The organism is Amycolatopsis sp. cmx-11-12, from assembly GCF_046269425.1.
Classification (GTDB): Bacteria; Actinomycetota; Actinomycetes; order Mycobacteriales; family Pseudonocardiaceae; genus Amycolatopsis.
Genome location: NZ_JADNQM010000005.1, coordinates 158,269 through 184,866, shown reverse-complemented (window position 1 = coordinate 184,866; position 26,598 = coordinate 158,269). Strand labels below are relative to the sequence as shown.

Here is a 26,598-nt window from a genome sequence, read left to right as displayed (position 1 = left end):
GAAGACCCATGAGACGCCGGATACCGACGCTGTTGTCCGCCGCGCTGACCGTCCCCCTCGTCGCCACCGGATGCGCCATTTCCGAAGGTGGCCCGAATTCACTCGTGTTCGTCTCCTACGGCCAGGGCGCCTACCAAGCGGGACAACGCTCGGCGTGGCTCGACCCGTACGAGAAGCTCACCGGGACCACGGTCACGATCGACGGCCCGTCGAGCAACGCCAAGCTGAAGGCGATGGTCGAGGCGGGCAAGGTCACCTGGGACGTCGTGGACACCGACGCCTCCGCGGCCGCCGCGGTCTGCGGCAGCCTCCTGGAGCCCATCGACATGGGACCGCTGGCGGACGGCTTCCCGAAAGGGTCGATGACCGACTGCGGGGTGCCGGACGCCTTCTTCGGCATGATGCTGATGTACGACGCCAAGGTCTACGGCGATCACCCGCCGACCAGGATGGCCGACTTCTTCGATCCCCGGAAGTTCCCCGGGCGGCGGATCATCTACGGCGGCGACCCGAGTGTGGGCACGATCGAGGCCGCCCTGCTCGCCGACGGAGTCCCGCGCGACGCGTTGTACCCGCTCGACGTCCCCCGCGCGCTGTCGATGTACGACCGGATCCGGCCGGAACTCACCATCACCAGCACCTACGGCGACCAGCAGCAACGCATGGCGGGCGGACAGGCGGACATGGCGCTCATCGTCAGCGCCCGCGCGTTCTCACTGCTGAAGGCCGGGGCGACCGGCTGGAAGGTGGTGCCCGGTATTCCCGTCCCGGTGACCTGGGACGTGCTCGTCGTGCCCAAGGGGACACCGCGCGCGGACGAGGCCAAGCGGCTGATCCGGTTCGCCTCGGAACCAGCGCAGGCTGCGGCCTTCGCGGCCAGTGCGGGCGTCGGCCCCGCGAACACCGCCGCACCCGCACCGGCCAACGAAATCGGGCGCGAGCTCGACATCTGGGGTGACGGCAAGGAGAACCTGCGGGTGCTCAGCGACGTGCGCTGGTGGGCTGCGAACCGCACCAGGCTCGTCAAAGCCTGGTCGGATTGGAGGACCGGATGACCGTCGTTCGGACAAGGCGACGGCCCGCTTCCGCGACCTGGCTGCTGCTCCCCGCCGCGGCGGTGGTGCTCGTGTTCTTCTTCTACCCGCTCGCCGCGATCCTCTGGCGCAGCTTCACCGAGCCCGATTTCGGCGTCGGCAACTACCTGGCCGTCCTCGGGGACGAGGTGCAGATCCGGGTGGTGCTCCGGACCTTGCGGACCGCGCTGATCATCACCATCGCCACGCTGATCGTCGCCTATCCGTACGCCTACGCGATGACCCTGGTCGGGCGCCGGGCCCGCACGGTGCTGACGCTGCTGGTCCTGATGCCGTTCTGGACCAGCGTGATGGCCCGCAACTTCGCCTGGTACGTCCTCGAACAACGGGGCGGCGTGATCGAGAAGGCGCTCGCCGCGATCGGTATCGACGGCGTGGTGCTCCTGGGTTCGGTGGCCGGGGTGACCGTCGCGATGGTGCAGGTGATGCTGCCGTTCATGGTGCTGCCGCTGCACAGTTCGATGACCGGGATCGACCGCACCCTGCTCCACGCGGCCGGAAGTCTCGGCGCGTCCCGGCCGGTCGCCTTCCTGCGGGTGTACGTGCCGCTGTCGATGCCAGGAGTGCTGGCCGGGGTCTCGGTGGTGTTCATCATGTCGCTGGGCTTCTACATCACCCCGGCACTGCTCGGCACGCCGCAACAGGCGCTGGCCGCGCAGGTGATCGGGACCCAGGTCAACGATCTGCTGGACTTCGCCGGTGCCGGTGCGCTCGGGGCGATCCTGCTGGTCATCACGCTCGTGGTGCTGGCCGTGCTCAGCCGGGTGGCCGCACCGCTGGGTACCAGCGCGGCAGGAGGTGCCGACCGTGGCTGACAAACCGTCCATCTCCAGGGCTGCGCTCCGGCAGCGGACACTCGGCTGGGGCCTGCGCGCGTGGGTCGCCGTTGTCGGGTTCGTGCTCGTCGCGCCCACCCTCGTCGTGATCCCGATGAGCTTCGGCGCGGGCTCGACCTTCCAGTTCCCGCCTGACGACTGGTCATGGCGCTGGTACGGCGAGTTCTTCGGCAGTAAGCAATGGCTCGCCGCGCTGGCCAACTCGGTTCAGGTCGGCCTGCTGGCGGCGGTGCTCGCGACGGTCGTCGGGGTGGCGGCCGCGTTCGGTCTCGACCGTGCGCGGTTCCGTGGCCGGGGCGTCGTGCGGCAGCTGTTGATGGCGCCGATGATCCTGCCGGGGATCGTCGTCGCGGTCGCCGTCTACGGGGTCTTCCTGCGGTGGCAGCTCAACGGGACGATGCTCGGTTTCGTGCTGGCGCACGCCGTGCTGGGCGTGCCGTTCGTGCTGACCTCCGTGCAGACCAGTCTCGCCGGCTACGACCCGGTCGTGGAGAAGGCCGCGGCGAGTCTCGGCGCGCCGAAGCTCACGACACTGCGCAAGGTCGTGCTGCCGATCATCGCGCCCGGCGTGATGTCGGGTTTCGTGTTCGCCTTCGCCACCTCCTTCGACGAGGTCGTGGTCGCCCTTTTCCTGCAGACGCCCGCCATCAAGACCTTGCCGGTGAAGATGTACGAGTCGATCGTCCTGGAGATCGACCCCACCATCGCCGCGGCGTCGAGCCTGATCGTCGTGTTCACCACGATCCTGCTGTTCGTGCCCACGTTCCTGCGCCGACGGAGCAACCATGACTGACGACCACCGCGGTATCACCACCGCCCACGTGACCAAGGCGTACGCCGGTGTCGGCCGTCCCGCCGTGGACGACGTGTCACTGCACATCGCCGACGGCGAGTTCATGACCTTCCTCGGCCCGTCCGGTTCGGGCAAGACGACGATGCTGTCGATGATCGCCGGCTTCACCCCGCTCACCGAGGGCTCGATCACCCTGGACGGTCAGGAGATCTCCCGGCTCAAACCACACCGGCGCGATCTCGGGGTGGTGTTCCAGCAGTACGCCCTGTTCCCGCACATGTCGGTCGCCCGCAACGTCGCTTTCGGGCTCACACAACGCAAACGGCCGAAGGCGGAGATCCACCGCCGGGTCACCGAGGTGCTGGAACTCGTCGGCTTGTCGGCGGTACGGGACCGGTTGCCCCGTCAGCTTTCCGGCGGTCAGCAGCAGCGGGTCGCACTGGCCCGCGCCGTGGTCTACCAGCCTCGGGCACTGCTGATGGACGAGCCGCTAGGCGCCCTCGACAAGAAGCTGCGCGACCAATTGCAGCGTGAGATCGCCCGGATGCACCGAGAGCTGGGCATGACGTTCCTGTTCGTCACCCACGACCAGCAGGAGGCGCTCACCCTGTCCGACCGGATCGCGGTGTTCAACGAGGGCCGGATCGAACAGGTCGGCACACCCGAAGACCTGTACGAGCGGCCGGAAACGTTGTTCGTCGCGCAGTTCGTCGGCGAGTCCAACGCCTTGTCCCTCACGCCCGGCGAGGTCACGATCGTGCGGCCGGAGCGGCTGACGCTGTACACCCGCGCCGAACCGGTCCCGTCCGGGCATCAGCGGGTCAGCGCCCAGGTCACCGACATCGTCTACGTGGGCGACCACAGCCGGATCTGGCTGCGGTACGCCGACGGCGCCCGCGGCTGCGCGGTGCTCGCCGCGGGAGCGGCGCACGAACACCGTCCCGGCGACGACGTCACCGTGGCCTGGCACCCGGAGCATCAGGCTGCCGTCCCCGCCAAGGAAAGGACAGCGGTATGACCTCCGACCTGCTTCTGCGCGGTGGCCTCGTGCGCACTTTCGACGCCGAACTCGGGAATGCCACGGCGATCCTGTTTTCTGGCGGCCGCGTGGTCGCGGTCGGGGACGACGACACCGTCTCCGCCGCGGCTGCCCCCGGCACGCCGACGGTCGACCTGCGGGGAAGGACCGTCCTGCCGGGGATCAACGACGCGCATCTGCATCTGGCCTGGTATGCCTTGGCCGGACCGGAGTTCTGCGTGAACCTGGCGGCCGCGGCCAGTCTCGCCGAGGTCCGGCGGGCGCTGGATGCCGCGCCGCCGGGCGAATGGATCGTCGGCCGCGGCTGGCGTGAGACCACCATCGCCGAGTTCGCCGACGGCCGTGCCGCACCGTCGCGGGCCTGGCTCGACGGCGTGACCGGGACCCGGCCCACGGTGCTGCACCACGCTTCGTCCCATTCGATCTGGGTCAACAGCGCCGCCCTGGAGCGGGCCTCGATCACCGCGGGGACACCGGATCCGACGGCGGGAGCGATCCTCCGGGACGACGACGGGGAGCCGACCGGGGTGCTCGTCGAGAGTGCGCAGGAACTCGTGGCCCGGCTGGTGCCGGAGCCGAGCCGGGACGAGCGGCTGGACGCGACCGTGCGCACGATGGCCCGGCTGAACCGCCTTGGCGTCACCAGTGTCACCGACCCGATCGTTCCGCCAGGGTTGTGGCAGGACTACCGGGATCTGCACGCGGCGGGCCGGATGACGCTGCGGGTCACCGCGCTGCTGCACTGGAATTGGCCGTCCCCCACGACTTCGGCGGCCGACCTGAGCCGGACGCTGGACAGCACGGACCTGGGTGCCGGCGACGACCTGCTGCGCATCGGCGGGATCAAGCTGTTCGCCGACGGCGTCCCGACGCACTGCACGGCCTGGATGCACCAGCCGTATCCCGATGGCGGGCACGGAGGTCTCGTCACGGCCGGGTCCGGCGATCCGGAACAGGTCCGTGAACTGCACGAACTGATCGCCGTCGCCCACCGGCGCCGGGTGCGCGTGCAGGTCCACGTGACCGGCGATCGCGCGGCCGACGCCGTGGTCGACGCCATCGAGGCCGCCGCGGCCGCCGACCCGTGGCCGGACGCGCGGCACGTGCTCATCCACGGCACCTTCCTGTCGCCGGAAGTACACGAGCGCCTGGCCCGGACCGGGACCGGCGTGATCACCAGCTCGCTCATGCGGACGTTCAGCGGTCCGTCGATGGTCCGGATCGTGGGCGAGGATCGCTGGCAGGAGGCGTTCCCCGCGCGGACACTGCTCGACAACGGGGTGGTGGTCGCGGACAGTTCGGACGCCCCGGTGACCGAACCGGACTGGCGACGCGGCGTCGCGACCTTCACCGGCGAGCCGGGGCCCAACCCGTTTTCCCTGCTCCCGCAAGAAAAATGGCTCAGCCGGGACGAGGCGCTGCGGCTGTGGACGACCGGTCCGGCGTGGCTGGAACACGCCGAAAACCGCAAGGGGACGCTGGTGCCCGGCCGACTCGCCGACCTGGCCGTCCTCGACCGGGATCCGGTCACCGCGAGCGGACGGGAACTGCTCGGCGCCCACTCGGTCCTGACCGTCCTCGGTGGACACCTGGTGTCCGCCACCGGTGAAGTCAGCTGCCCGGACGGGTGAAGGCAGGGATCGCCGAGGACCGCCGGACAAAGCTGCGGGCTTCGGAGTTCCGCCGAAACTGTTGAAGGCGCTCTCGCAGACTTCGCATCGCGGTGGAGACACGACCGGAGCACAGATTCGGAGAGTCGTCGAGAAAACGGTGGGCTGTGGCGCAGGCGCGCGAGAGCAGGCCGAGATCGAGTTGTCGTTCAGCGAGCTCGGCCAGCGTCAGTGCGCGCGAGCGGCGCTCGGCGGACGGGTAATGGCGCAGTGCGGAACGGAGCGCCGTTACCGCTCCTGAGATGTCGCCGTCGAAGACGCGGATCGACGCGGCGTGATAGTTCAACTCGCCCCGGTGATAAGAGCCGAACGTCGGAGACGGTCCGACGGCCCGGCTGAGGCTGTCGCGAGCACGCTGATGAGAGGCGAGTGCGGCCTCACCGCGTCCGAGAACGGCATAGCTCAGCGACACCTGGGCATGCAGGAACGCACTGGTATGAGGCGTGGCCTGGCGGTCACCCGCCGAGAGCGCCGCGAGAGCCAGTTCCAGTGCCGGTGTCCCGTGCCCGAGGTGACAGGCCTGATGACTGAGCGCGCGCAGCACGATGGCGTACCGAACGGCGTCACGGTCAAGGACCGCCAGATCCAGTGCGACGCGATAGTAGCGCTGAGCCAGCCCGTGCTCATTGCTGTCGAAGCACGCGAACCCGATGAGCACCACGAGGTCGATGGCCGAACCCAGCAGTTCCCGATAACCGCTCTCGATCTCCGGGCCGGCGAGATGCGGAAGGACATCATCGGCGAGGTAGGCGGTCAACGCGGTCCGGGCATGGCCGCTGCCGAATCGGTGATTGATGGCGGCGAAGACCTCGACCATGTGCTGGGTCACGTCGATCCGCGCCAAGGCACCTCGGGCGTTCCCGCGGTCTTCCTGTGCCTCCTCGAGCCATGCCGGTACCGCCAGCTCGTCCAGCCGGTACACCGAGCGAGCGAGCAGGCGATGACCGACGGGATCCAGATCGGCACAGACCAGATCGGCCAGCGCGGCGGTCCCGCCGCCGGGCCTGATCGACATCGGCCCGGGAGCGGCCAGGTCGAAGCCGAGCTCGGCGGGAGTTACCGGCCTGCCCAGTCTTCGGGTCAGCGCCTCGGTGATCAAGGCGGGAACTTGAGCACGAGGGCGGGTCCCCGAGATCCAGTGTGCGACAGCGGTCCGGTCGTAGCGCAGCTGCAACCCTGCCTCGGCGCCCGCGCTGTTCACCGCGCGCGCCAGACTGTCGAAACTCCACCCGGCGGCGGTCAGCAAGTCCCGAAGCCGATCATTGCGTGCACGGCGCGACATGGTGCCTCCACATGGTCCGGGGAGGAAACGCTGCGGGCGTTCAACATGTTCAACACCAAGAGTGCTCAAACCGGCCGTGTGGTCACAAGGTCCGACGGTGTACTAGGGGTCGCACCGCGATGACCGGAGGTAGGCAGTGCTCGACGTCACGGACGAACGGACCGAAATCGCCGACATGGTCCGGGCCCGCTGGGGAACCCTGCTCGACAAGGTCGGCGACACCGTGGTCGAGCGAGACGAGGCCCGGCTTCCGCCTCCCGCTGAACTGATGGACGCACTCGCGAAGGCGGGACTCCACCGGCTTTCGCTGCCCCCGGCGATCGGCGGTGAGGGGGCCGACTTCCTGACCTGGGGCATGGTGCTCGAACAAGTCGGCTACCGCTGCACCGATTCCGCCCTGCCGATGATCATCAACCACACCATCGACATCGCGCGGTTCATCGAGGAATCCGGCCGCGACGACCTGATCGAGAAGTACGCCGAACCGATCGGGCGAGGAACCATCGGCGCGGCTATCGCCTACACCGAAGACGCCGACGCCTGGTCCTTCACCACCGTGCTCCGGCGCAAGGGTGACGACTTCGTCCTGTCCGGCCACAAAACCTATGTGACCGCCGGAGTCATGAGCGACGTCTTCCTCGTCTATCCCCTCGACGAAACCGGGGACATGGTGGCGTGCCTGGTGGAGCGCGACGACCCCGGAGTGACCGTGACCCCGGCGGCACCCCTCGGCATGCGGACCGCAGGCGCTGCATCGCTCACCTTCGAGGATGTACCGCTGACCGCGGAACGCATACTCGAGCCCAGTGACGGGCTCACTCACGCGCAACGGTTCCTGAGCCATCAACGGCTGTGGATCACCTGCGCTCCGCTCGGACGCGCGCAGCGAGTCCTGGAAGACTGCGCGACCTGGCTGTCGAGCAGTATCCGATACGGCGAACCGGTCGCCGGTCTGAAGAACGTCGAAGCGACACTCGGGCGGATGTACGTGGCGATCGAATCCGCCCGGTCCATGCTGTACCGCGCTCTCACCCACGTCGGAGCAGGACGCGCCGAGCCGGTGTTCGATCCCCTGCTCTCGGCCGCCAAATGCTTCGCGGCCGACCAGATCCGGTTCGTGCTCGAATCAGCGTTCCGCGTCATGGGCGGCCACGCCTTCTACGGCTCACCACATCTGGGCCGCTACCTGCGCGATTTCAGCGGGCTCCCCATCGTCGCGGGAACCAACGACATCCTGGAAGTCAACCTCGGCGCCGGCGTCGTCGCGCGATCGCACCGGCACGAGAAGGGATAAGCAGCATGAACATCGAATTCACGGGCATCCTCCTGCGCGCCGCGAACAACAACCGCACGGTCGCGGTCGAAGCCACCACACTCGCCGACGCACTGGGCGAGCTGACGACCAAATTCCCGGCGATGGACAGAGTCCTTCTCGACAACACCGGAAACCTCCGCAAAGCACACCGCGTATTCCTCAACGGCGAACTCATCCCACACCCCAACCACGCGATGCCGCTGGGCGACGACGACCGGATCGAGTTCTTCACCGCGGTCGCCGGTGGCTGACTGGAGTACCAACACCCAGGACTGGGCCGACATCCAGGAACACACCATCCACCCCAGCTGGCTCGCCGTCCTGAACGAGCTGACGCCCTCACCCGAAGAGCTGTTGCTGGATCTGGGCTGTGGCGCCGGTGGTTTCACTCAGCTGGCCGCCCGGCACGACGTCAAAGTCAGTGGTCTGGACGCCTCCGCCGCACTGGTCGAGATCGCCCGCACCCGGAACCCGACAGGGACCTTCCGGGTCGGCGACATGGAACAGCTCCCCTTCCCCGACGCCGAATTCGCCGCGGTGACCGCGTTCAACAGCCTCCACTTCGCACGCAACCCCGCCAGAGCCCTCACCGAAGCGATACGCGTCACCCGCCCAGGAGGACACATCGCCATCTCGACCTGGGGGCCCCTCATCGACTGCGACGCACTGGCGTACTTCCTCGACCTCGGCGGGCTGCTGCCCTCCACCCCGCCCCAAGCGGAACCGCCGGAGGACCTTTCAGATCCCGCGACCGCCCGCCGACTGCTGTCGCGCACGGGCCTGGCCATCACCCGAGAGCGAACCCTTTCCTGCCCATGGGAATACCCCGACCAAGCGACCGCCCTACGCGGGCTGCTCTCGACCGGCCCGGCAGCCGCGGCGATCAGCCATGTCGGCAAACAGCGCGTCACGGACACCATCACCGAATCGATCTCACCGTATCGGCGCACCGACGGCACCTACCTCCTGCACAACACCTGTTCCACCCTGATCGCCACCCGCACCTGACTGAAGCCCTGCTCCCCCTCGGTGCAGGGCTTCAGTCGTCAGAGTGCGAACGTTCGAAGGCGTGCCCGGGATCTGCAACCGCACGGCGGGCGACTTGATCCAGTCACGTCCGTTCGCGTCCCACCAGGTCGCCTTCCTGCTGGTACAACTCCCCCGCTTGTCGCCGACGTCATCGTCCGACGGATACTGCGGTTTGAGACCCATCTTGAACTTCTTGTGACTCCGCTGGACCTCGACCCTGTCGCCCGTGGCGATGTCTTCGGCATAGCCGTGAGCCTGAAGGTCCGCGAGACTCTCGGTTTTGAGACCGGAATCCGCAGGCAGCTGGGGTTCCCTGCTCGCTTCGGTGCCCCGGTCAGCGACGGCCGGCGGCCAGGATGACGAGGAACTGGCCGCCACCCGGCTCGATGGCGGCGGTCACCGGCAGCCCTGGCACCAGGCGGGAGAACCGGTCCACCAGCCAGTCCGCTGCCTCTTGGGCGTCCTGCTTGGTCGGGCAACGGGCCACCATCTCGCGGCCTCCCTTGCGCTCCAGCCTCCCGGCGACGGTGATCAGCGGCGCGGGTTCGACCACGTGCAGGCGGTCCGGCCAGGAGATGACCACCTTGACCGCGCCCTTGCGGGTGTTGCATCCGCGATGCGCGAGCCGCTCGGGGATCTTGGCCTTCCGGTCGGCGGTCCGGCTGTCGACACTCGGCCCTCGCGGGTCGTTCACCGACATGTCGGCGTCGACCGGTTCGTCGCACACCCAGCATCGCCAGCCGTCGCGCTCGGCCACATCATCGAGGAGACTCACACGGGGAACCTAGCCTGCCCCGTCCGGACGCGCTGACCCCGCACCATGCACAAGACCGAACTCACGGCAGGCCCCGTGGTCCACTCGGGCCCGCCGTGAGCGAAACGTGTTGCGGTCAGCGGATACCGCGGCAGCCAGCCGGTGAGCACGGTGGCCGCCGTGGCGGGTTGGCGTCGATGACGTTCGGTTGCCGGTCGAGGTAGAAGGTCGCGGCCCGCGGGCCGAGTACGGCGGCAGACGTTCTCGGACTGGACGCGCAGCGAGGGATTCAGGTCGGCCGTGAAGAACGGCGCCGTCGGGTTACCCGCGGCGACCTGGCTGCAAGGCCGGAGCAACGACGCGGTGGAGGCGACCCGCCAGGTGTTGCCGTACGCGTAGACATCGCCGAACTTGAGCGGGACGACGTACCGCGTGCCGTCTCTGCCTTCCAGCAGGTTCGGATTGTTCTCGGGGTTGCCGAGCAGGCCACGCACCGGTGTCGGCCAGGTCCCGAGTCCGACGTCCATGGCGACCCATCTCGAAGAACCCACCGGCGACGGTGTCGGCGTGATCCACCACCTGCGGCAGTGCAGGCCGGAGGTACGCGTTCTCGTGCTCTCCCAAGCGGGTCCGGAGGACTTGCTGGCCGCGATCCAGGCGGGCGCGCACGGCTGCGTCAGCAAGGCGGCCCACGTACTTACGACACGAACTTCGGACTCTGGACGCTTTCGTGGACGGTTTTCGGGCAACGTACGAAACCCGGGCTCGAACCGGACCGTTCCAGAATGCCCCACGGGTCAACTCATGCTCGGTTCCGAGATGACGGAAGTCGTCCGCGCCGAGGTGACCGGCTTCCGGCCAGGTGATCCGGTCATGGCTCAGACCGGCGGGTCGTGTCCGGCGCGATCGCGGCCAGACAACGTTCCGCCTGCCGCCGGAGCGCGACGGCGAGTTCCGGCGGCCCGCTGACCAAGGTGAAATCGGTCTGCACCGAGGTGATCATCCAGACCAGATCGTCCGGGGTCTCGCCACCGAGGTGCAGCAGGCAAGCGTGCTCGTCGACGGCTTCGACGACGCCCATTCCCGGCCACACCCGCTCGGCCACGGCGTCGGCTGATTCGTGCAGGCGGACCGTGGCCTGGCTCGGCCAGGTGCGTGCGGAAAGCTGATGCGCCAGGTAGGTCGCGACGTCGTCGTACGGCGGCTCGCGGGGCACGAACCGAGGGCCCGCCGGCGTACGCGGGGTGAGCCGGTCCACGCGGAAGGTGCGCCAGTCGTCGCGATCGACGTCGAAGGCGACGAGATACCAGTGCCTGCCGAAGTTGACCAGGTGGTACGGCTCGGCGTCCCGGTGGGAAGCGCCGCCACGCGGGCTGAGGTAGTCGAAGCGCAGCCGTTCGTGGCGACGACAGGCTTCCGCGATCGTCATCAGCGCGTCCGCCGAGACCTTAGGGCCGGGCGCCACCCCGGCTCGCACGGTCGGCGGTCTGCATCGTGTTCACCCGATGGCGCAGCCGTGACGGCAGCACCTGCTCCAGTTTGGTGAGCGCGCGCAACGCGGTTTCCTCGATGCCGGTGACCGAACTGCCGGTGGCGGTGCGCAGCCCGACGGCCACCGCGACGGCTTCGTCGTCGTCGAGCAGCAGTGGCGGCAAGGCCGCGCCCGCACCGAGCCGATAGCCGGGCGTGCCTTGCAACGCGTGCACCGGATAGCCGAGTTCCCGCAGCCGCTCGACATCCCGCCGCACGGTCCGGGTGGTGACGCCGAGGCGTTCGGCCAGGTCGGTGCCCGGCCAGTCGCGGTGGGTCTGCAACAGCGAGAGGAGTTTCAGCAGCCGTGCCGACGTTTCCAGCATGAGTTCCATCTTGCCCGACGGTTAGGACCGAACCTGTCCTAACCTGGTTCTAGCGTGGTTCCCATGACACAGGACATCCGCCCCTTCTCGATCGACATCCCGCAGGCCGAGCTCGACGACCTCGCCGCGCGGCTGGCCGCCACCCGGTGGCCCGGCGAACTCCCGGGAGTCGACTGGGCCCGGGGCGTGCCCGTCGGCTACCTCACCGGACTCGCCGAGTACTGGCGCGACGGATTCGACTGGCGGGCACAGGAAGCCGAGCTCAACGCCCACCCGCAATTCGTCACCACCATCGACGGTCAGCGCCTGCACTTCCTGCACGTGCGCTCGCCCGAGCCGGACGCCACTCCCCTGGTCCTGCTGCACGGCTGGCCGGGCGGGGTGACCGACTTCCTCGACGTGATCGGGCCGCTCTCGGACCCGAGGGCGCACGGCGGCGACCCGGCCGACGCCTTCCACCTGGTGATCCCGTCCCTGCCAGGGTTCGGTTTCTCGACGCCGCTGGCAGGACCGGGCATGAACGCCGCGAAGATGGCCGGCCTCTTCGTCCGGCTGATGGCCGCGCTCGGCTACGAGCGGTACGGCGTGCAGGGCTACGACACCGGCTCCTGGGTCGGGCCGGAGATCGGCAAGCAGGATCCGGAGCACGTGCTCGGGGTGCACCTCAACGCGATGATCTCGTTCCCGATCGGGGCCGAAGGCGAACTGGACGACCTCTCCGAGACTGACCAGCGTCGCTGGGACTCGATGCAGAACTTCAACGACGGCTACTTGCAGTGCAACTCCAAACGCCCGCAGACGGTGGCCTACGGCCTGCACGACTCGCCCGCCGGTCAGCTCGCGTGGATCGTGGAGAAGTTCAAGGAACTCACCTTGCCGGAAGACGCCCTTCCCGAGCAGTGCGTGGATCGCGACCGCATGCTCACCACCATCTCGCTGTACTGGTTCACCGGCACGGCCGGTTCGGCGGCACAGATCTACTACGAAGAGATCTCCGCGAGCGACTGGAGCGGCGGCGACTGGGGCGGCACCGTGCCCACCGGAGTGCTGGTGGCCGCGCACGACGTGACGGTCCGCCGCTGGGCCGAACGCGACCACCGCATCGTGCACTGGACCGAACTCGGCCACGGCGGGCATTTCCTCGCCATGGAGGCACCGGACGCGCTGGTCGGCGACGTCCGCGTGTTCTTCCGGAAGGTGCGCTGAGATGGGCGCCCGCGGGACCGCGGTACTGAGCCCGCGGGCGCTCGGCCGCGCCCTCCTCGGCAGGCAACTGCTGGTCGACCGCGCCGATCTCGGGGTGGCCGCGGCGACCGAGCACCTCCTCGGGCTCAACGCGCAAGACCCGGATCTGCCGTACCTCGCGCTCTGGAACCGGCTCGAACGGTTCGCCATCGAGGACCTCACCGTCGCCATCGAGAACGGCGTCCTCGTGCGGTCGACGATGATGCGGGCCACCCAGCACCTGATGTCGGCGGCGGATTTCCGGCTCGTCCGGCCGGTGCTGACGCCACTGCTGCGGCGGGTGCAGCGCAACGCGTTCGGCAGTCGCACCACCGGTGTCGACCTCGACGGGCTTGTCGCCGACGCGGCCGGACTGCTCGCCGACGGTGCCACTCTCACCCGCCCCGAACTCGGGCGCGCTCGCCAGTACCCGGCCGGACGCCGACCCGAACGCGCTCGGCTGGACCGTGCAATACCTGCTCCCCGTGGTGCACCCGGCGCCGAGCGGAACGTGGGGCAAACGCGGCGCGACCCCGTTCGCCGCCTTCTCCGGCGTGCCCGAGGCCGCCACCGCCGAGGACGTGGGCGAAATGGTCCGTCGCTACCTGGCCGCGTTCGGTCCGGCCACCGTCGCCGACGCGCGGAGCTGGTCCGGCGTGGGAGGACTGCGTGAGGTCTTCGAGCGGCTCCGGCCGGAACTGCGCACCTACGCCGACGAATCGGGCCGTGAGTTGTTCGACCTGCCGGACCGCGACCTGCCACCGGCGGATCTGGCCGTGCCCGTCCGGCTGCTCCCGGAGTTCGACGCGACGCTGCTCGCGCACGCCGACCGGACCCGGGTGATGACCGACGAGATCCGGCGTCAGGTCTGTCAGGGCGCGGCGGTCGCCGCCACCGTGCTCGTCGACGGAACGGTGGCGGCGACCTGGACGAAGGACCGGACGGGCAGACTCACCGTGGTGCCCTTGCGCCCGATCTCCACCGCCGATCGTGCCGCGATCGAAGCGGAAGCTTTGCGGCTGCTCGCTTTCGCGGCTCCGGGTGTCGATCACACCGTCCGCTTCAGCTGGTAGAACGGTGTCGCGACCTTGACTCCGAAAGGAAACGACATGCGCCAAGCCCGCGTCTCCGACCACGGCGCGATCGTCGAACGCGTGCACCAGTGGTGGAGCGACTCACGCACCCCCGAGCAGGCCCGCGAGCTTTCTCTCCTGCTTCCCAAGCTGTTCTTGCAGTTCTTCTCCGGCACGAGCCTGGTACTGGAGGACGAAGACGGCATCAGGGCGTTCCTCGTCGGCTTCTACTCCGCCGACAATGATGTCGAGGCGTACATCCACTTCGTCGGAGTGGACCCGAAGCTTCGCGGGCAGGGGACGGCTCGTCGTCTGTACACGACCTTCTTCCAGCGCGCCGCCGAGGCGGGACGCACGGAAGTGCGGGCGATCACCTCGCCGGGTAACACCGGCTCCATCGCCTTTCACCGTGCGATGGGGTTCACGCTCGAAACCGGCGACCGGGTGGTCGACGGTCTGCCCCTGCACACCGACTACGACGGCCCCGGGCACGACCGGGTTTGCTTCCACCGGAAGATCAGCCGCTGAGGTCCCACAACCGTGCCGACGGACCGCCGCTGGCCGTGGCGAGATGGCGTCCGTCGGAGCTGTACGCCACTTTGAGTATTCCGCGGTCAAGCGGTGCGCCGATCTGTTGCTGGCTGGTCACGTCCCACAACCGCGCCGATTCGTCGTGGCCGCCGTCGCTCGCGCTGCCACCGACCGTGGCGAGTTTGCGCCCGTCGGGACTGAATGCCACGCCGCCGACCCCGTGCCCGAAAGGCTTGCCGATCAGCCGGCGGCTCGCCGGATCCCACAGACGCACCCCGTTGTCGACGGCGACACCTCCGGCCATGGCCAGCACGCGACCGTCGGGACTGAAGTCCACCCCGAGAATCCAATCGCCTTGGGCGAGCGGCTCGCCGATCTGCTGTTGGTCGGCCACTGTCCACAGTGACGCGCCTTTAAGCCCCCCTGCGGCCAGCGTGCGACTGTCCGGGCTGAACGACAGGCTGAACATGCCGCGGGCGAAAGGCTTGCCGAGTGGCCGGTGGTTGCTCACTTCCCAGAGCCGGGTTTCGCTGAAGCCGCCGGTCGCCACCAACCGCCCGTCCGGGCTGAACGCCAGCGCCTGCACGGGGCGTGGCACGACGGCGGCGGGGTCGGAGAGAGCGCCGAGTGGTTGGCGGCTGGCCACGTCCCACAACCGTGCGCTGGTGCCGCCGGTGGCGAGGGTGCGGCCGTCGGGGCTGAACGCGAGCGGTAGCGGGCTCTCGTCGCGACTTATACCGGTGAAGGGCGGGCCGACCTCCTGCCGGGTGCCGGTGTCCCACAGCCGGACGGTGCCGTCCTTGCTGGAGACGGCCACGTTTCGGCCGTCCGGGCTGAAGGCCACGTCGTAGACGTCGGCCTTGGCGGACAGTTCGGCCGCCAAACTTGCCGTGGCCGCACCGTTTTCCGGAGTGGCGCCGGGGCTTTGCGACGACGGCCGAAACGCCAAGACCAGGCCGCCGGCCACCACGACGGCTCCGATCAAGGCACCGACGAGAACGGACCTCTTCACGACGATCTCCTCATCTCACAGGGCGGGTCGAAGGGAACATCGCTGCCGACATAGCGTTCCCATTCCTTGCCGGTGAGCGTGTCACCGGTGACGGCGCAAATCCGGTCGATGTCCCGGTCCACGTTCAGTCCGGTCAGCCGTATCGATAGATCCGCGCTGCCACTGGCCAACGTGTGTCCATCGGGACTGAAGGCGACAGCGGTGACGGCGTCGGTGTGACCACTCAACGGCAGGCCCGCCGAAGCCGGTCTCGCCGGATCCGAGACATTCCACAGCCGGACCGTGGAATCGTTGCTGCCGGTGGCCAGGGTACGGCCGTCCGGGCTGAACGCCACCGAAGAAACGGTGCCGGAGTGGTCGGTCGGCGGCCTGCTCGATTTCGCGGGATCGGCGACATTCCACAAGCGCAGCGTGGAATCGGCGCTGCCGGTGGCCAAGGTGCGGCCGTCCGGACTGAACGCCACCGAGTGGACCGTCCGGGTGTGCCCGGTCAGTGGCGGGCCCGACTGCACCGGCCTGGTCAGGTCCGAGACATTCCAGAGCATCGCCGTGAAGTCGCTGCTGCCGGTGGCCAAAGTACGCCCATCCGGGCTGAACGCCACCGAGAAGATCGCGTCGGAACGTCCGGTCATGATGGTCTCGGCGGTGTGCGTGGTGAGCGGGTAGGCGAGCGCCAGCGGCTTGCCCGTATTCGAAATGTCCCATAGTCGCACCGTGGAATCGCTGCTGCCGGTGGCCAAAGTGCGTGTGTCCGGACTGAACGCCACCGAATTGACGGCTCTGGTGTGCCCCTTCAGCGGTTCGCCCAGAGAAGTGGGCTGTGCCCGGTCCGAGATGTCCCACAACCGCACCGTGGAATCGCTGCTGCCGGTGGCCAGTGTGCGCCCGTCCCGGCTGAACGCCACTGAGACAACGGCTTTCGTCGCGCCGGTCAAGGGCGGCCCCACGGGTACGGGCCGGGCGGGATCGGAGACGTTCCACAGCCGCGCCGTGGAATCGCCCGCCCCGGAGGCCATGGTGCGCCCGTCCGGGCTGAACGCCACCGAGTAGATGGTGGTGGTGCCACCGGTCAGCGTGGAACCCGGGATGTTCCACAGCCTGGCGGACTGGTCGAGGCTGCCGGTGGCCAGCGTGCGCCCGTCGGGGCTGAACGCGACCGTGTCGACGGCGCCGGTGTGACCTCTCAGCGGCTCGCCCAGTTCCTTGGGACGGGCTGGATCGGAGACGTTCCACAACCGTGCCGAGGAATCGGTGCTGCCGCTGGCGAGCGTGCGTCCGTCCCGGCTGAAAGCCACCGCTTTGACGGAGCTCACCGCGGAACCGAGATGGCCGCTCGCGGAGCGGCCGAATGGCGTGGGCGACGCGGGATCGGAGATGTTCCACAAGCGCATGGTGTTGTCGTCGCTGCCGCTGGCGAGTGTGCGCCCGTCCGGGCTGAACGCCACTGAATTGACGACGGCGAGGTGGCCTTCCAAAGGTTCGCCCCGCGGCGTGGGCTTGCTGAAATCGGTGATGTTCCACAACCGCGCCGTGTAGTCGCCGCTGCCGGTGGCGAGGGTGCGCCCATCGGGGCTGAACGCCACCGAGTTGACGGACTTGTTGTGGCCGAAGACTTTACTCGGTGACGCGCGCCGGGCGGGATCGGACACGTTCCACAGTTGCACCGATCCTTGTTCGCTGGCCGCGGCCAGCGTATGGCCGTCCGGGCTGAACGCCACCGTGTCGATGGTGCCGAATTGGCCCATGAAGCCGTCTTGATCTCTCAGGTAGCCGCCCGACTCGGCCGGGTGGGCGGGGTCGGAGACGTTCCACAGTTTCACCGCCCCGCCCAAACTGCCGGTGGCCACGGTGCGCCCGTCCGGGCTGAACGCCATGGCGTGGACTCGGCTGCCGGAATCGGCGGCCTGCCCCAGCAGGATCGGCCGGGTGCCGTCGGAGACGTTCCACAACCGGAGGGATTCGTCCATGCTCGCGGTGATCAGGATGCGCCCGTCCGAGCTGAACGCCACGGCGGTGATGGCGTCCGTGTGGCCGGTCAGTGGAGTGGACAACGGCATGTTGGCCGCGGTGACCAGCCGGGTGGCGGTCTCCTCGCCGGGCCGGAGCCGGTGTGCGACCAGGTCGAGTTGCGCCGACAGCGACACGTCGGTGCCGCGAAGCTGATCCGCTTCGGTGAGGACCCGGTTGTAGATGGCGAGGTCGCGTTGATGCACCGCCTCACGTTGCTGCCGGAAGAAGAGGAACGCGGCCGTGGAAGCGACCACGGTGAGCACCGTGAGCACCGCGATGACCCTTGTCTTCCGTTGCGCGGCCCGGCGTCGCGATCGACGGCAGGCCGCCAGAAACGCCTCGCCGACCTGGCTCAGCTCACCGTCCGGGGCACTGTCCGCCCACGCCTGCGCGACTTCGAGACGGCTGCCCCAGAACAACAGCGACGAATCGCGATCGGCGCGGTCCCAGGTTGCCGCCATTTCCTCCAGGTTCTGGTGGGTCAACCGGCCGGCGCGGTCGGCGTTGATCCACTCCCGCAGCCGTGGCCAGCTGTGCAGCAAGGTCTCATGGGTGATCTCGACGTCGTCCTGCTGCCGGGTGAGCAGCCGGGCCTGGGTGAAGGCGTCCACGATCGCCGCGGTGTCCGTCAACTCGGCGCCGGGGACGCGACGGCGGGTGTCCTCAGTCCCGTCCCCGATCTTGATCAGGCGGAGGAAGAGCGAGCGCGCGGCCTTTCGCCCGGCCTCATCCAGTCCGGTGAACACCCGGTCGGCGGTGGTGGCGATGGCGTTGTGGATGCCGCCGGTGGTCTCGTACCCCTGCACCGTGAGGGTCGAGCCGCTTCGCTGCTGCCAGCTGACCCGCAGCGCGTGCGCCAGCAGCGGCAACCGGCCCGCCTCGTAACCCGCGGTGCCGGACTTCGCTGTGATACCGAGGTCGCGAAGCAGCACTTCGATCAGCCCTGGCTCGATGTCGAGTTCGACGGCCTTGGCGGGAAACAGAATCGCCTCGCGGAGTTCCCCTTCCGACATCGGCCCGACCACCAACGGCGCGTCCTGCAACGCGGCCCGCAGCCGGGGATCGTCGGCGCAGGCCGAGTAGAAGTCCGCACGGACGCCGACGACGACCAACCCTCCCCCGTCGGCGATCGCGATGAGCCGGTCGATGAATTCGTGTCGCTGCTCGTCATCGGTGCACAGCGTGAAGAGTTCCTCGAACTGGTCGACCACGACGACGATCGGCGATCCGGGTTCCCGATCGACGACCGCCGACTCCCGCATCGGTTCGGCGGTGGGGGTGAACACCACCTTCGGCCAGCCATCCGAATGCGGCAGGGCGGCCCGGTCGAGTGCGGGCACCAATCCCGCCCGCAGCAACGAAGACTTCCCCGCCCCTGATGGCGCCACCACCATTTGCAGGCCGCCGGTGGCCAGGCGCCGATCCAGTCGCGTGATCAGCTCGGCGACCAGATCGTCCCGCCCGAAGAACCACTCGGCCTGTTCCCGACCGAACGCGGCCAAACCCGGATAAGGGCACTCCCGCCCGGCCCTGCCCGGCATGGTGCGGCGGCGACCGCGTACTCCATCGGTGTAATGGACGTGCTGATCCCGACCGGCCTGGTGGATATGGCCGTCGCCGGAAGCATGCGCCTCGAGATGGATTCCCTCGACCGGCGTGTCCTCGTCTTCACGGGGGCACATCATGCTTCGGTGATGTGCTGGTCACGCGCGGCCTGATACACCCTGCCGCTGTCCGACGAGGTCGCGGTCATCGTGACCGCCCCGCCCGCCGGTCCGGATTCCGCCTGCTTCGGCGGGGCGTCGGCAGGCACTTCAAGGTCGGCGGGGCCGGCGGGATAGGGATGGTCCGGGCGGCTGATCCACGCCACCGCCGCGGTCTCCTTCACCACCACCCGCACCTGCCGGAATGTCGCCGGATCGGCGACCGCGCTGTTGCGCACGACTTCGTCGAAGAACCACCCCGACGTGATCACCGCCAGCACGCCCGGTGACTCCGCCAGCGTTTCCTTCAACGCGGGCGCGTCCAGGAGCCGGAACGTCAGATTGACCGCCGCGCCGGTGACCCCGTGCTCGTCGAAGACCACCTCCCCGGCATGCAACGCGAGGCGCAGCCGGATCTGCTGCTCCGCCCGTCGCGTCGCGTTGTGCGCGCGCAGTTCGGCGGCGACCGCGTGGGGAAACAGCTCCACGAACGGTGTTTTGGGTGCCTGCGAAGGAGCCAGCACGACGAGACCGTCGCCGCGATCCTCGTGGTGACACTCGTCCCACGACATTCCCGCGGCGATGAAGGCATTCTCCAGCGCGCGGTACATACCCTCCCGCACCACGAGCTGGTGCGGTGTGGTCCGGCGCTGGTCTCCGAATCCCTGAACGTCCACCGCCAGCACGGTCCGATGCACAGCCGATCGCCGCGTTCTCATGAATCATGCTTAGTGCAGAGCCATGGCGAGGCTTGTGTCAATTGACGCAACGGCCGCCCGGAAACGCTGCTATCCGGGATCCGCCTGATCGCCGCGGGAAAAGCTCCAGAGGTGCCGGTACTTCTCGTAGTCTTCGACCACTTCACGAACATCGGCGTCCGCGCTTTCGCTCGCCTTGCCAACCAGTTCCCCCAGCAGATGCCAATGCCGGACGTGCTCGAGAAGTTCGGCGAACCGCCGAAAGTCGTCGTACGGCTCGTCCTCTTCGATCAGCGCCTGGTCCAGCAATTCCGGGACCCGCTGCGTGAGCATCGGGAACAGCTCAAACGAAGGGATGTTGTCAAGGACCTGCCTGACCCTGCCTGCCCACGCGTGCGTCACTGACAACCACAACAAGCTGTCGATCAGGGCGGCCGCGAGATCGGGGTCATCGGCCGACAGATCGAGAGCCGCAGCACGTTCTTCGGGATGCCCGCGCCGAATCTTGTGCGCCAGCAGAGCGACCGCCTCACCGCCGAGTTCGCTGACGCTTCTGCGACTGGAGGTTTCTTCGCGCCTGGCGACGAGATAAGTGTCCCATCGGCGCTCGGCTTCGTCACCCGTAATGGGGTTTTCCATAGCGCTCACAGGATACCGGCATGATGGCCTGAACAACGTTGCTTCAGGGCCGGATACCGGCTTCCGACGGCAGGCGCAGTGTCGCCGCTGCCGCACCGAGCAGAACGAAGATCAGGACGATCGCCATCAGAACCTGGCCGTGCAGACCGAAGACGAAGAGCGTGCTGTCGGCGAACTCCGGGTCGTAGGTCGCGGTGCCGGGGAACAGGAGCGCGCCGATCATTCCGAGCCAGGGGGTGGCGAGGACGCCGGTGGCGCACAGCAGCCTGCCGCGCGGGTCGCCCGACCGCCGGAGAGCGAGGGTGAGGCCGAGCAGACCCAGCAGCACGGTCATCACCATGTACTGGGCGTCGTGGAACTTGGCGTGGGGCGGCCAACCCGGGTTGAAGGCGTGCTGCGCCGCCAGCTCGGGAACGACCAGATCGGCGAGTACGGCGCTGATCGTCGTGATCACTCCGACGACGATGATCAGCGTTCGTGGCAGGGCCATGGACTATGCCTTTCGGATCAGTTAGTGAGGGGTAGGTCAAAGGACCGGTCACCGGCACACCGCGCCCGAACACGCCACCTTTGCCTTACCCCTCAACAGATCGTCCAGGTGTAAGTGGGGACGAGCGAGCGCTCGAAGAAGGATTTCGGCAAACGAGGAAGCACTGCGTCGCGGAGGGCGATCGCCGGCGGGGACGTCCAGTGCGCGGGAGCCCCGGCCTGAAGGGAACGGCGGGTGATCATCTGTGTCCGCGGGCGGCGGGAACGGTCGTATTCCTCCAGTCCCGCGGGCACGCCCAGCGTGTCGACGGTGAGGGCGAGCGTGACGGCATCCTCGAGGGTCTGACACGCGCCCTGCCCGAGGTTGGGCGTCATGGCATGTGCGGCGTCACCGAGAAGGGCGACCGTGCCGGACACGTAGGTGGGCAACTCTGGCAGCTGGTAGCTGTCATGCTGCGACACCGTGTGCTCCTCCGCCGCCGACAGCAGTGCGGGGATCGGATCGTGCCAACCCGCGAACCGTTCGCGTAGCTGGTCCAGACCGGTCCGTGAACGGATGGGGGCGTTGGCCATCAGGTAGCAGTAGACGCGGCCGTCCGGCATCGGAAGGTGCCCGAATCGTTCGCCACGGCCCCAGGTTTCCACGCTTTCGGTGATCGGATGCGGCGGGACGATGAAGCGCCACGTGGTGTACCCGACGTAACGCGGTCCGGGCGCATCGGGCCACAGGGACCGTCGGGTCGCGCTGTACACCCCGTCGGCGCCCACGACGAGGTCGGCGGCGACGGCGCCGCCACTGTGCACGACGACACCGTCGGGCCGCACCTCACGCACGTCGGTGCCGGGCCGCAGCACCCGCGCAGGCAGGGCCTTGACGAGCAGGTCGATCAGGTCGGCGCGGTGCACGGTCGCCCATTGGCCGAACCGGCGCTTCAGGTCGGCGACGTCGTTGCGGAACAGCCATCGCCCATCCGCGCGACGGACACCCGCGAACGGGTCGGCCAGTCCACCGGAGCGAAGACGGTCACCCAGACCGAGTGCGTCCAGCGCGCGCAGGGCGTTGGGCTGGATCGAAATCCCCGCACCGATCTCGGTGAATTCGGGGGCGCGCTCGAGCACCTCGACCTCCCAGCCGCGCTGGTGGAACGCGACGGCGGCGGTCAGTCCTCCGATACCGCCGCCCACGATGGTCACCTTCATCGGCGATCCCCCTTAATGACTCTAGGCTAGCTTAGAGTCATTAAGGAAACATAGGTGCTCTAGGATGTCAACAGTGCGACGAGATGAGGCGACAATGGCCGACGGCCCAAGCAGCAGGCGGGAGAGAAGGCGCCAGGACGCGCTGAAGGAGATCCACGCGGCCGTGCGCACGCTGCTGGTCGAGCAGGGATCGGCCGCGGTGACCATCAACGCGGTCGCCCGGCAGGTGGGCATGAGCGGCCCCGCGCTGTACCACTACTACGCGGGTCACGACGAACTGATCGGTGCGGTGACCGCCGACTTCTTCCGCGAGCTGACCGCCGCCTTGGAACAGGCCCGCGACACCCACGCCGACGCACCGACCGGCCATCGCATCCTCGAGGTGTGCCGGGCCTTGCGTACCTGGGCGATCACCAACCCGGCGGAGTTCGGCTGGATCTTCGCCAGCCCGATCACCCCGTCCAACCTGGATCAGAGCTCACCCCGGCACGAAGCCGGGCAACGGTTCGAGCTCGTTCTGCTCGAACTGACCGCCGAGCTGTGGCGGACCCGGCCGTTCCCGGTACCCGATCCGGCCGACCTTTCCCCGGCGCTCCGCAAGCAACTGACCGCCTACTCCGCCACTATCGACGCACGCCTCCCTCCTGAGGCCGCGTACGTCTTCCTGACCTGCTGGACCCGGCTGTACGGCTTGCTGTGCATGGAAGTCCTGCACCAACTCGACTTCGCCTACACCGACTTGGAACCCGTCTTCGAGGACTGCCTGCGCGGCCTAGCCGTCCTTTTAGGACTGGACGGGGACTGACCGGCTCCCGAGTTCGGCCAGGAGCGCCGACTGTTCCCGGCGGTAGGCCTCGACGTTCGCCAGTTTGACGTCTTCGTAGCCGCGAACCAGGTCGGGCAGTTCGGCCAAGGCCAGCAACCTGCCGCGATCGGCGTCCTCGGTGGCGAAGGCGGCGAGGATCGTCTCCCGGTACTCAACGACGAGTTCCCGCTCGACCTTCCGGACCCCTGCCCTGCCGAACGGGTCCCAGCGCGTGCCACGCAGTTTCCGCGCGGCGCGCAGTGCGACGAACACCGGACGGAAACCCTTGCCCAGTGCGATCTTCCGCTTCATCCCGAGTGCGCGGAGGACGGGCGGGTGCAGACGGTAGGCGTAGCGGCTGCCCACGCCGAACTCCGCCTCGATCCCCGCGAGCACGGCAGGATCGAGCGAGAGCCGCGCGACCTCGTACTCGTCCTTGTAGGCCATCAGTTTGTGCAGGTTGCGCGCCACCGCTTCGGTGACGGTGGTCGAGTCCCCTTCCAGCACCCGGACGCGTTCGACGAACTCGGCGTACTCCCGCGCGTAGCGAACGTCCTGGTACTGAACGAGTTCGGGGACGCGGATGTCCAGCAGGCGCGCGAGTTCCGAGCCAGGCTCGGCGTGCACGAGCGCGCGGGTACGGAGAGTGGCTTCCGACGGGGTGGCGGTCGCGGCGACGGCGGGAGGGGTGACGGCGGCGTGCAGTCCGCCGGGATCGGCGACGAGTTGCCTGCCGCGCCGGAAAGCCTGGAGATTGCCCGCGACGGCGACCCCGTTGAGCTCGATCGCGCGTTCCAGACTGGCCGCGTCCAGCGGGATGGCGCCGGTCTGGTGGGCCGCGCCGAGTTGCAGGATGTTGGCGAACTGGTCGTCGTCGAACAGGGTTTCCGCCAGTGCGCGGGCGTCGAGCACGACGGTTCGCGCCGCGTTCTCCGAGATCGCGCCCCGCACGGCCGCGGCGTCGGGGAAGGACACGGTGGTGTCGACGACCATCCGGCCGGTCGACACCTCGGTCGTGGAGACCACCGCGGTGGTACGGCCGGGATCCGCGACGGTCAGATGCACTGGGTCGGCGCCGACGAGGACGTCACAGGCCAGATAGAGATCGCATTCCCCGGCGGCGAGTTTCGGGGCCTGCGGGGTCGGTTCGGCGGTGATCTTCAGATCCGAGACGACGGCGCCGCCCTTCTGCGCGAGCCCGGTCTGATCCAGTGTCCGGACCTGCCTGCCTTCGATCACGGCGGCGGTGGCGAGGATCTGCGCGACGGTGACCACGCCGGTCCCGCCGACCCCGGTGATCCGCACGGTGAAGTCGGTTCCGGCGGTCTCGGGCGCGGGCAGCTCGGCCGCGGTGATCTCCCCCGCCTGCCGCCGTTGTTTCCGCCCGGTGGGCACCACCGTCATGAACGAGGGGCAGTCCCCCGCCAGGCACGAATAGTCCACATTGCACGAAGACTGGTGGATCGTGGTCTTGCGGCCGAATTCGGTACTGACCGGCTGTACCGACAGGCAGTTCGACTTCTCGCCGCAGTCGCCGCACCCCTCGCACACCCGCTCGTTGATCACGATCTTGGCGGCCGGCGTCGGCAGCTTGCCGCGACGACGTTTGCGGCGCTTCTCCGCGGCGCATTCCTGGTCGTGGATGAGCACCGTCACCCCGGGAACGGCAGCCAGTTCCTCTTGTGTGCGCAGCAATTCGTCGCGATGCCGGACCTCCACGCCGTCGGGAAGGCGGACGCCGCGGAAGCGTTTCGGCTCGTCACTGGTGATGACCACCTTGGCGACGCCTTCGACCAGCAGCAGTGACGCCAGCCGCTCCACCGGAAGGCCACCGACGGCGTCCTGTCCGCCGGTCATCGCGACGGTCGCGTTGTAGAGGAGCTTGTAGGTGATGTTCACCCCGGCGGCCACCGCGGCCCGCACCGCCAGGCTGCCGGAATGGGTGAACGTGCCGTCGCCGATGTTCTGCACGAAATGCGAGGCCTCGACGAACGGCTCCATCCCGAGCCACTGCGCGCCCTCGCCGCCCATCTGCGTCAGTCCGACGACGTCCCCGACCTGTTCCGGCTCCATGAACAGCGCCATGGCGTGACAGCCGATGCCGCCGCCCACCACGGTTCCCTCTGGCACCTTCGTCGAGGAGTTGTGCGGGCAGCCGGAACAGAAGTACGGCGTCCGGGTCAGCAACGGGATCGAGATGCGCTCACGGCGCCGTTGTCCCCGCCACGCGGTCACGGACGGGATCTCGTGGTGCGCGGTCAACCGCGCGGCCAGCACGTGCGCGACGGCGTCCGGGTCGAGTTCGCCGAGTTCGGTGCACAGCGTGCGGCCGTCCGGGCCGGTCTTGCCGTGGACGGCGGGCGCTCCGGCGGTGCCGTAGAGCACCTCCTTGATCGCCGATTCGACGAAGGAACGCTTCTCCTCCACCACGACGATCTCGGTCAGGCCGTCGGCGAACCGGCGGATGATCGACGGTTCGAGCGGGTGGATGACGCCGAGTTTGAGGATCCGGATCCCGTGCCGCGACAACGCGTCGGAGTCCAGGCCGAGCAGCCGCAGCGCCTGCATCAAGTCCAAATAGGACTTTCCGGCTGTGACGATGCCGATGCGGTCCGCCGGTCCTTCCTGGACGATCCGGTTGACCCCGCTCGCCCGCACGTACTCGACGGCCAGCGGGAGGCGTTCGGTGTAGAGGCTGCGTTCGAGTGCCATCAGCGTGGTGCCGAGCAGCCGGGAGCTGGGCTTGTGCCGGTAGGCGGGCAGCGCCAGCTCCGGCGGCGTCCACTGTGGCCGGACTCGGGCGGTGCTCGCGGCATCGGCGACGTTCGCCACCAGTTTCATCGACGACCACAGCCCGCTCGCTCTGGACAGCTCGACGGCGTGCAACCCGAAGTCCAGCACGTCCTGGGAGTCGGAGGGGAAGAACACCGGCATGGACAGGTCGGCCAGCGCGAGTTCGGAGGCGCAGGGCACCGAGGAGGACTTGGCGTTCGGATCGTCGCCGACCAGCGCCACCGCGCCGCCGGCCGGATCGGTGCCCGCGAGATTGGCGTGCCGCAGGGCGTCCGTCGCCCGGTCGAGGCCCGGTGCCTTGCCGTACCAGAACCCGGTGACCCCGCCGGGCGACGAGCCGACCGACGCGGTGAGCTGACTGCCCATCACCGCCGTCGCGGCGAGTTCCTCGTTCAGGCCAGGGCGGTGGACGACGTCGTGCTTGTCGAGCAGGACCGACCGGCGGCCGAGTTCGAGGTCGTACCCGGCCAGCGGGGACCCTTCGTAGCCGGAGACGAACACCGCGGGGGACGCGCCGGCGGCGCGGTCGTGCCGCACCCGGTCGAACAGCATCCTGACCAGCGCTTGAACTCCGCTGAGGTAGACGGTGCCGTCTTCCCGCAGATACCGGTCCTCCAACGTGAACTGTTCCACCAGACCTGCCTCCTTCGGCACCCCCGCGTGACGTCACGACAGAAGACCCGAAGCTCCCGGGCCGCCGCAACAAGCGGCAGTCTATTGACGCAGATCGCGCAAAATATCCGACCCTTCCTC

21 protein-coding genes and 2 pseudogenes are annotated in these 26,598 nt (G+C 68.6%); 12 read left to right on the top strand and 11 right to left on the bottom strand.

Annotation, left to right across the window (positions count from 1 at the left end):
• Positions 1–8: 8 nt before the first annotated feature.
• Genes ACLARN_RS09170 through ACLARN_RS09150 form a run of 5 tightly spaced genes read left to right on the top strand, consistent with a single transcriptional unit; the run spans position 9 to position 5,393 of the window.
• The gene (locus ACLARN_RS09170) at positions 9–1,055 is read left to right on the top strand and encodes an extracellular solute-binding protein (protein WP_409490877.1); all 1,047 of its coding nucleotides are present in this window, start codon (positions 9–11) and stop codon (positions 1,053–1,055) included.
• Positions 1,052–1,909, top strand: coding sequence for an ABC transporter permease (locus ACLARN_RS09165; protein ID WP_409490876.1), 858 nt, complete (start codon positions 1,052–1,054; stop codon positions 1,907–1,909). The genes ACLARN_RS09170 and ACLARN_RS09165 overlap by 4 nt, the downstream gene beginning before the upstream one ends.
• A complete protein-coding gene (locus tag ACLARN_RS09160; RefSeq protein WP_409490875.1) occupies positions 1,902–2,723 on the top strand; it encodes an ABC transporter permease in 822 nt (273 codons plus the stop codon). The genes ACLARN_RS09165 and ACLARN_RS09160 overlap by 8 nt, the downstream gene beginning before the upstream one ends.
• Positions 2,716–3,741, top strand: a complete 1,026-nt coding sequence (locus ACLARN_RS09155; RefSeq protein ID WP_409490874.1) for an ABC transporter ATP-binding protein — start codon at positions 2,716–2,718, stop codon at positions 3,739–3,741. The genes ACLARN_RS09160 and ACLARN_RS09155 overlap by 8 nt, the downstream gene beginning before the upstream one ends.
• Positions 3,738–5,393, top strand: coding sequence for an amidohydrolase (locus ACLARN_RS09150; RefSeq protein WP_409490873.1), 1,656 nt, complete (start codon positions 3,738–3,740; stop codon positions 5,391–5,393). The genes ACLARN_RS09155 and ACLARN_RS09150 overlap by 4 nt, the downstream gene beginning before the upstream one ends.
• On the opposite strand, the gene ACLARN_RS09145 is transcribed toward ACLARN_RS09150, so the two are convergent.
• Positions 5,374–6,714 (bottom strand): tetratricopeptide repeat protein, encoded by a 1,341-nt coding sequence (locus ACLARN_RS09145; RefSeq protein WP_409490872.1) that lies wholly within the window; start codon positions 6,712–6,714, stop codon positions 5,374–5,376. The genes ACLARN_RS09150 and ACLARN_RS09145 overlap by 20 nt on opposite strands.
• Positions 6,715–6,850: 136 nt before the next feature.
• Here ACLARN_RS09145 and ACLARN_RS09140 point away from each other — a divergent pair, with 136 nt between their 5' ends.
• The 3 genes from ACLARN_RS09140 to ACLARN_RS09130 are packed head-to-tail and all read left to right on the top strand — an operon-like array spanning position 6,851 to position 9,037.
• The gene (locus tag ACLARN_RS09140) at positions 6,851–8,008 is read left to right on the top strand and encodes an acyl-CoA dehydrogenase family protein (protein ID WP_409490871.1); all 1,158 of its coding nucleotides are present in this window, start codon (positions 6,851–6,853) and stop codon (positions 8,006–8,008) included.
• Positions 8,009–8,013: 5 nt separating this feature from the next.
• Positions 8,014–8,280 (top strand): MoaD/ThiS family protein, encoded by a 267-nt coding sequence (locus ACLARN_RS09135; protein WP_409490870.1) that lies wholly within the window; start codon positions 8,014–8,016, stop codon positions 8,278–8,280.
• Complete coding sequence (locus tag ACLARN_RS09130) at positions 8,273–9,037, top strand: class I SAM-dependent methyltransferase (protein WP_409490869.1); 765 nt, start codon at positions 8,273–8,275, stop codon at positions 9,035–9,037. The genes ACLARN_RS09135 and ACLARN_RS09130 overlap by 8 nt, the downstream gene beginning before the upstream one ends.
• A gap of 355 nt (positions 9,038–9,392) precedes the next feature.
• Here the strand turns inward: ACLARN_RS09130 and ACLARN_RS09125 are convergent, their stop codons facing one another.
• From ACLARN_RS09125 to ACLARN_RS09115, 3 genes and pseudogenes are all read right to left on the bottom strand, one after another.
• Positions 9,393–9,833, bottom strand: a complete 441-nt coding sequence (locus ACLARN_RS09125; protein WP_076168842.1) for a hypothetical protein — start codon at positions 9,831–9,833, stop codon at positions 9,393–9,395.
• Positions 9,830–10,339, bottom strand: coding sequence for a hypothetical protein (locus ACLARN_RS09120; protein WP_409490868.1), 510 nt, complete (start codon positions 10,337–10,339; stop codon positions 9,830–9,832). The genes ACLARN_RS09125 and ACLARN_RS09120 overlap by 4 nt, the downstream gene beginning before the upstream one ends.
• 344 nt (positions 10,340–10,683) lie before the next feature.
• Positions 10,684–11,668, bottom strand: a pseudogene (locus tag ACLARN_RS09115) (helix-turn-helix transcriptional regulator).
• Positions 11,669–11,731: 63 nt separating this feature from the next.
• Between ACLARN_RS09115 and ACLARN_RS09110 the strand changes: the two are divergent.
• The 3 genes and pseudogenes from ACLARN_RS09110 to ACLARN_RS09100 all read left to right on the top strand — a co-directional run bounded on the left by ACLARN_RS09110 (position 11,732) and on the right by ACLARN_RS09100 (position 14,493).
• On the top strand, positions 11,732–12,874 hold the full coding sequence (locus ACLARN_RS09110) for an epoxide hydrolase family protein (RefSeq protein WP_409490867.1): 1,143 nt from the start codon (positions 11,732–11,734) through the stop codon (positions 12,872–12,874).
• A gap of 1 nt (position 12,875) precedes the next feature.
• A pseudogene (locus tag ACLARN_RS09105) lies at positions 12,876–13,965 on the top strand (winged helix DNA-binding domain-containing protein).
• Positions 13,966–14,001: 36 nt separating this feature from the next.
• The gene (locus tag ACLARN_RS09100) at positions 14,002–14,493 is read left to right on the top strand and encodes an N-acetyltransferase family protein (protein WP_409490866.1); all 492 of its coding nucleotides are present in this window, start codon (positions 14,002–14,004) and stop codon (positions 14,491–14,493) included.
• Here ACLARN_RS09100 and ACLARN_RS09095 read toward each other — a convergent pair.
• From ACLARN_RS09095 to ACLARN_RS09070, 6 genes are all read right to left on the bottom strand, one after another.
• Positions 14,483–15,508 carry a WD40 repeat domain-containing protein gene (locus ACLARN_RS09095; RefSeq protein ID WP_409490865.1) on the bottom strand — a complete coding sequence of 342 codons (1,026 nt, stop codon included), beginning with the start codon at positions 15,506–15,508 and terminating at the stop codon, positions 14,483–14,485. The genes ACLARN_RS09100 and ACLARN_RS09095 overlap by 11 nt on opposite strands.
• Positions 15,505–19,200, bottom strand: a complete 3,696-nt coding sequence (locus tag ACLARN_RS09090) for a WD40 repeat domain-containing protein (protein ID WP_409490864.1) — start codon at positions 19,198–19,200, stop codon at positions 15,505–15,507. The genes ACLARN_RS09095 and ACLARN_RS09090 overlap by 4 nt, the downstream gene beginning before the upstream one ends.
• Positions 19,200–19,898, bottom strand: coding sequence for a hypothetical protein (locus tag ACLARN_RS09085; protein ID WP_409490863.1), 699 nt, complete (start codon positions 19,896–19,898; stop codon positions 19,200–19,202). The genes ACLARN_RS09090 and ACLARN_RS09085 overlap by 1 nt, the downstream gene beginning before the upstream one ends.
• 111 nt (positions 19,899–20,009) lie before the next feature.
• Positions 20,010–20,558 carry a hypothetical protein gene (locus ACLARN_RS09080; RefSeq protein ID WP_409490862.1) on the bottom strand — a complete coding sequence of 183 codons (549 nt, stop codon included), beginning with the start codon at positions 20,556–20,558 and terminating at the stop codon, positions 20,010–20,012.
• Positions 20,559–20,601: 43 nt separating this feature from the next.
• A complete protein-coding gene (locus ACLARN_RS09075; protein ID WP_409490861.1) occupies positions 20,602–21,048 on the bottom strand; it encodes a DUF6640 family protein in 447 nt (148 codons plus the stop codon).
• A gap of 92 nt (positions 21,049–21,140) precedes the next feature.
• On the bottom strand, positions 21,141–22,247 hold the full coding sequence (locus ACLARN_RS09070; protein WP_409490860.1) for an FAD-dependent monooxygenase: 1,107 nt from the start codon (positions 22,245–22,247) through the stop codon (positions 21,141–21,143).
• 94 nt (positions 22,248–22,341) lie between these two features.
• On the opposite strand from ACLARN_RS09070, the gene ACLARN_RS09065 reads away from it, so the two are divergent.
• Complete coding sequence (locus tag ACLARN_RS09065) at positions 22,342–23,052, top strand: TetR/AcrR family transcriptional regulator (RefSeq protein WP_409490859.1); 711 nt, start codon at positions 22,342–22,344, stop codon at positions 23,050–23,052.
• Here ACLARN_RS09065 and ACLARN_RS09060 read toward each other — a convergent pair.
• Positions 23,032–26,478 carry an indolepyruvate ferredoxin oxidoreductase family protein gene (locus ACLARN_RS09060; RefSeq protein ID WP_409490858.1) on the bottom strand — a complete coding sequence of 1,149 codons (3,447 nt, stop codon included), beginning with the start codon at positions 26,476–26,478 and terminating at the stop codon, positions 23,032–23,034. The genes ACLARN_RS09065 and ACLARN_RS09060 overlap by 21 nt on opposite strands.
• Between the last annotated feature and the right edge of the window lie 120 nt (positions 26,479–26,598).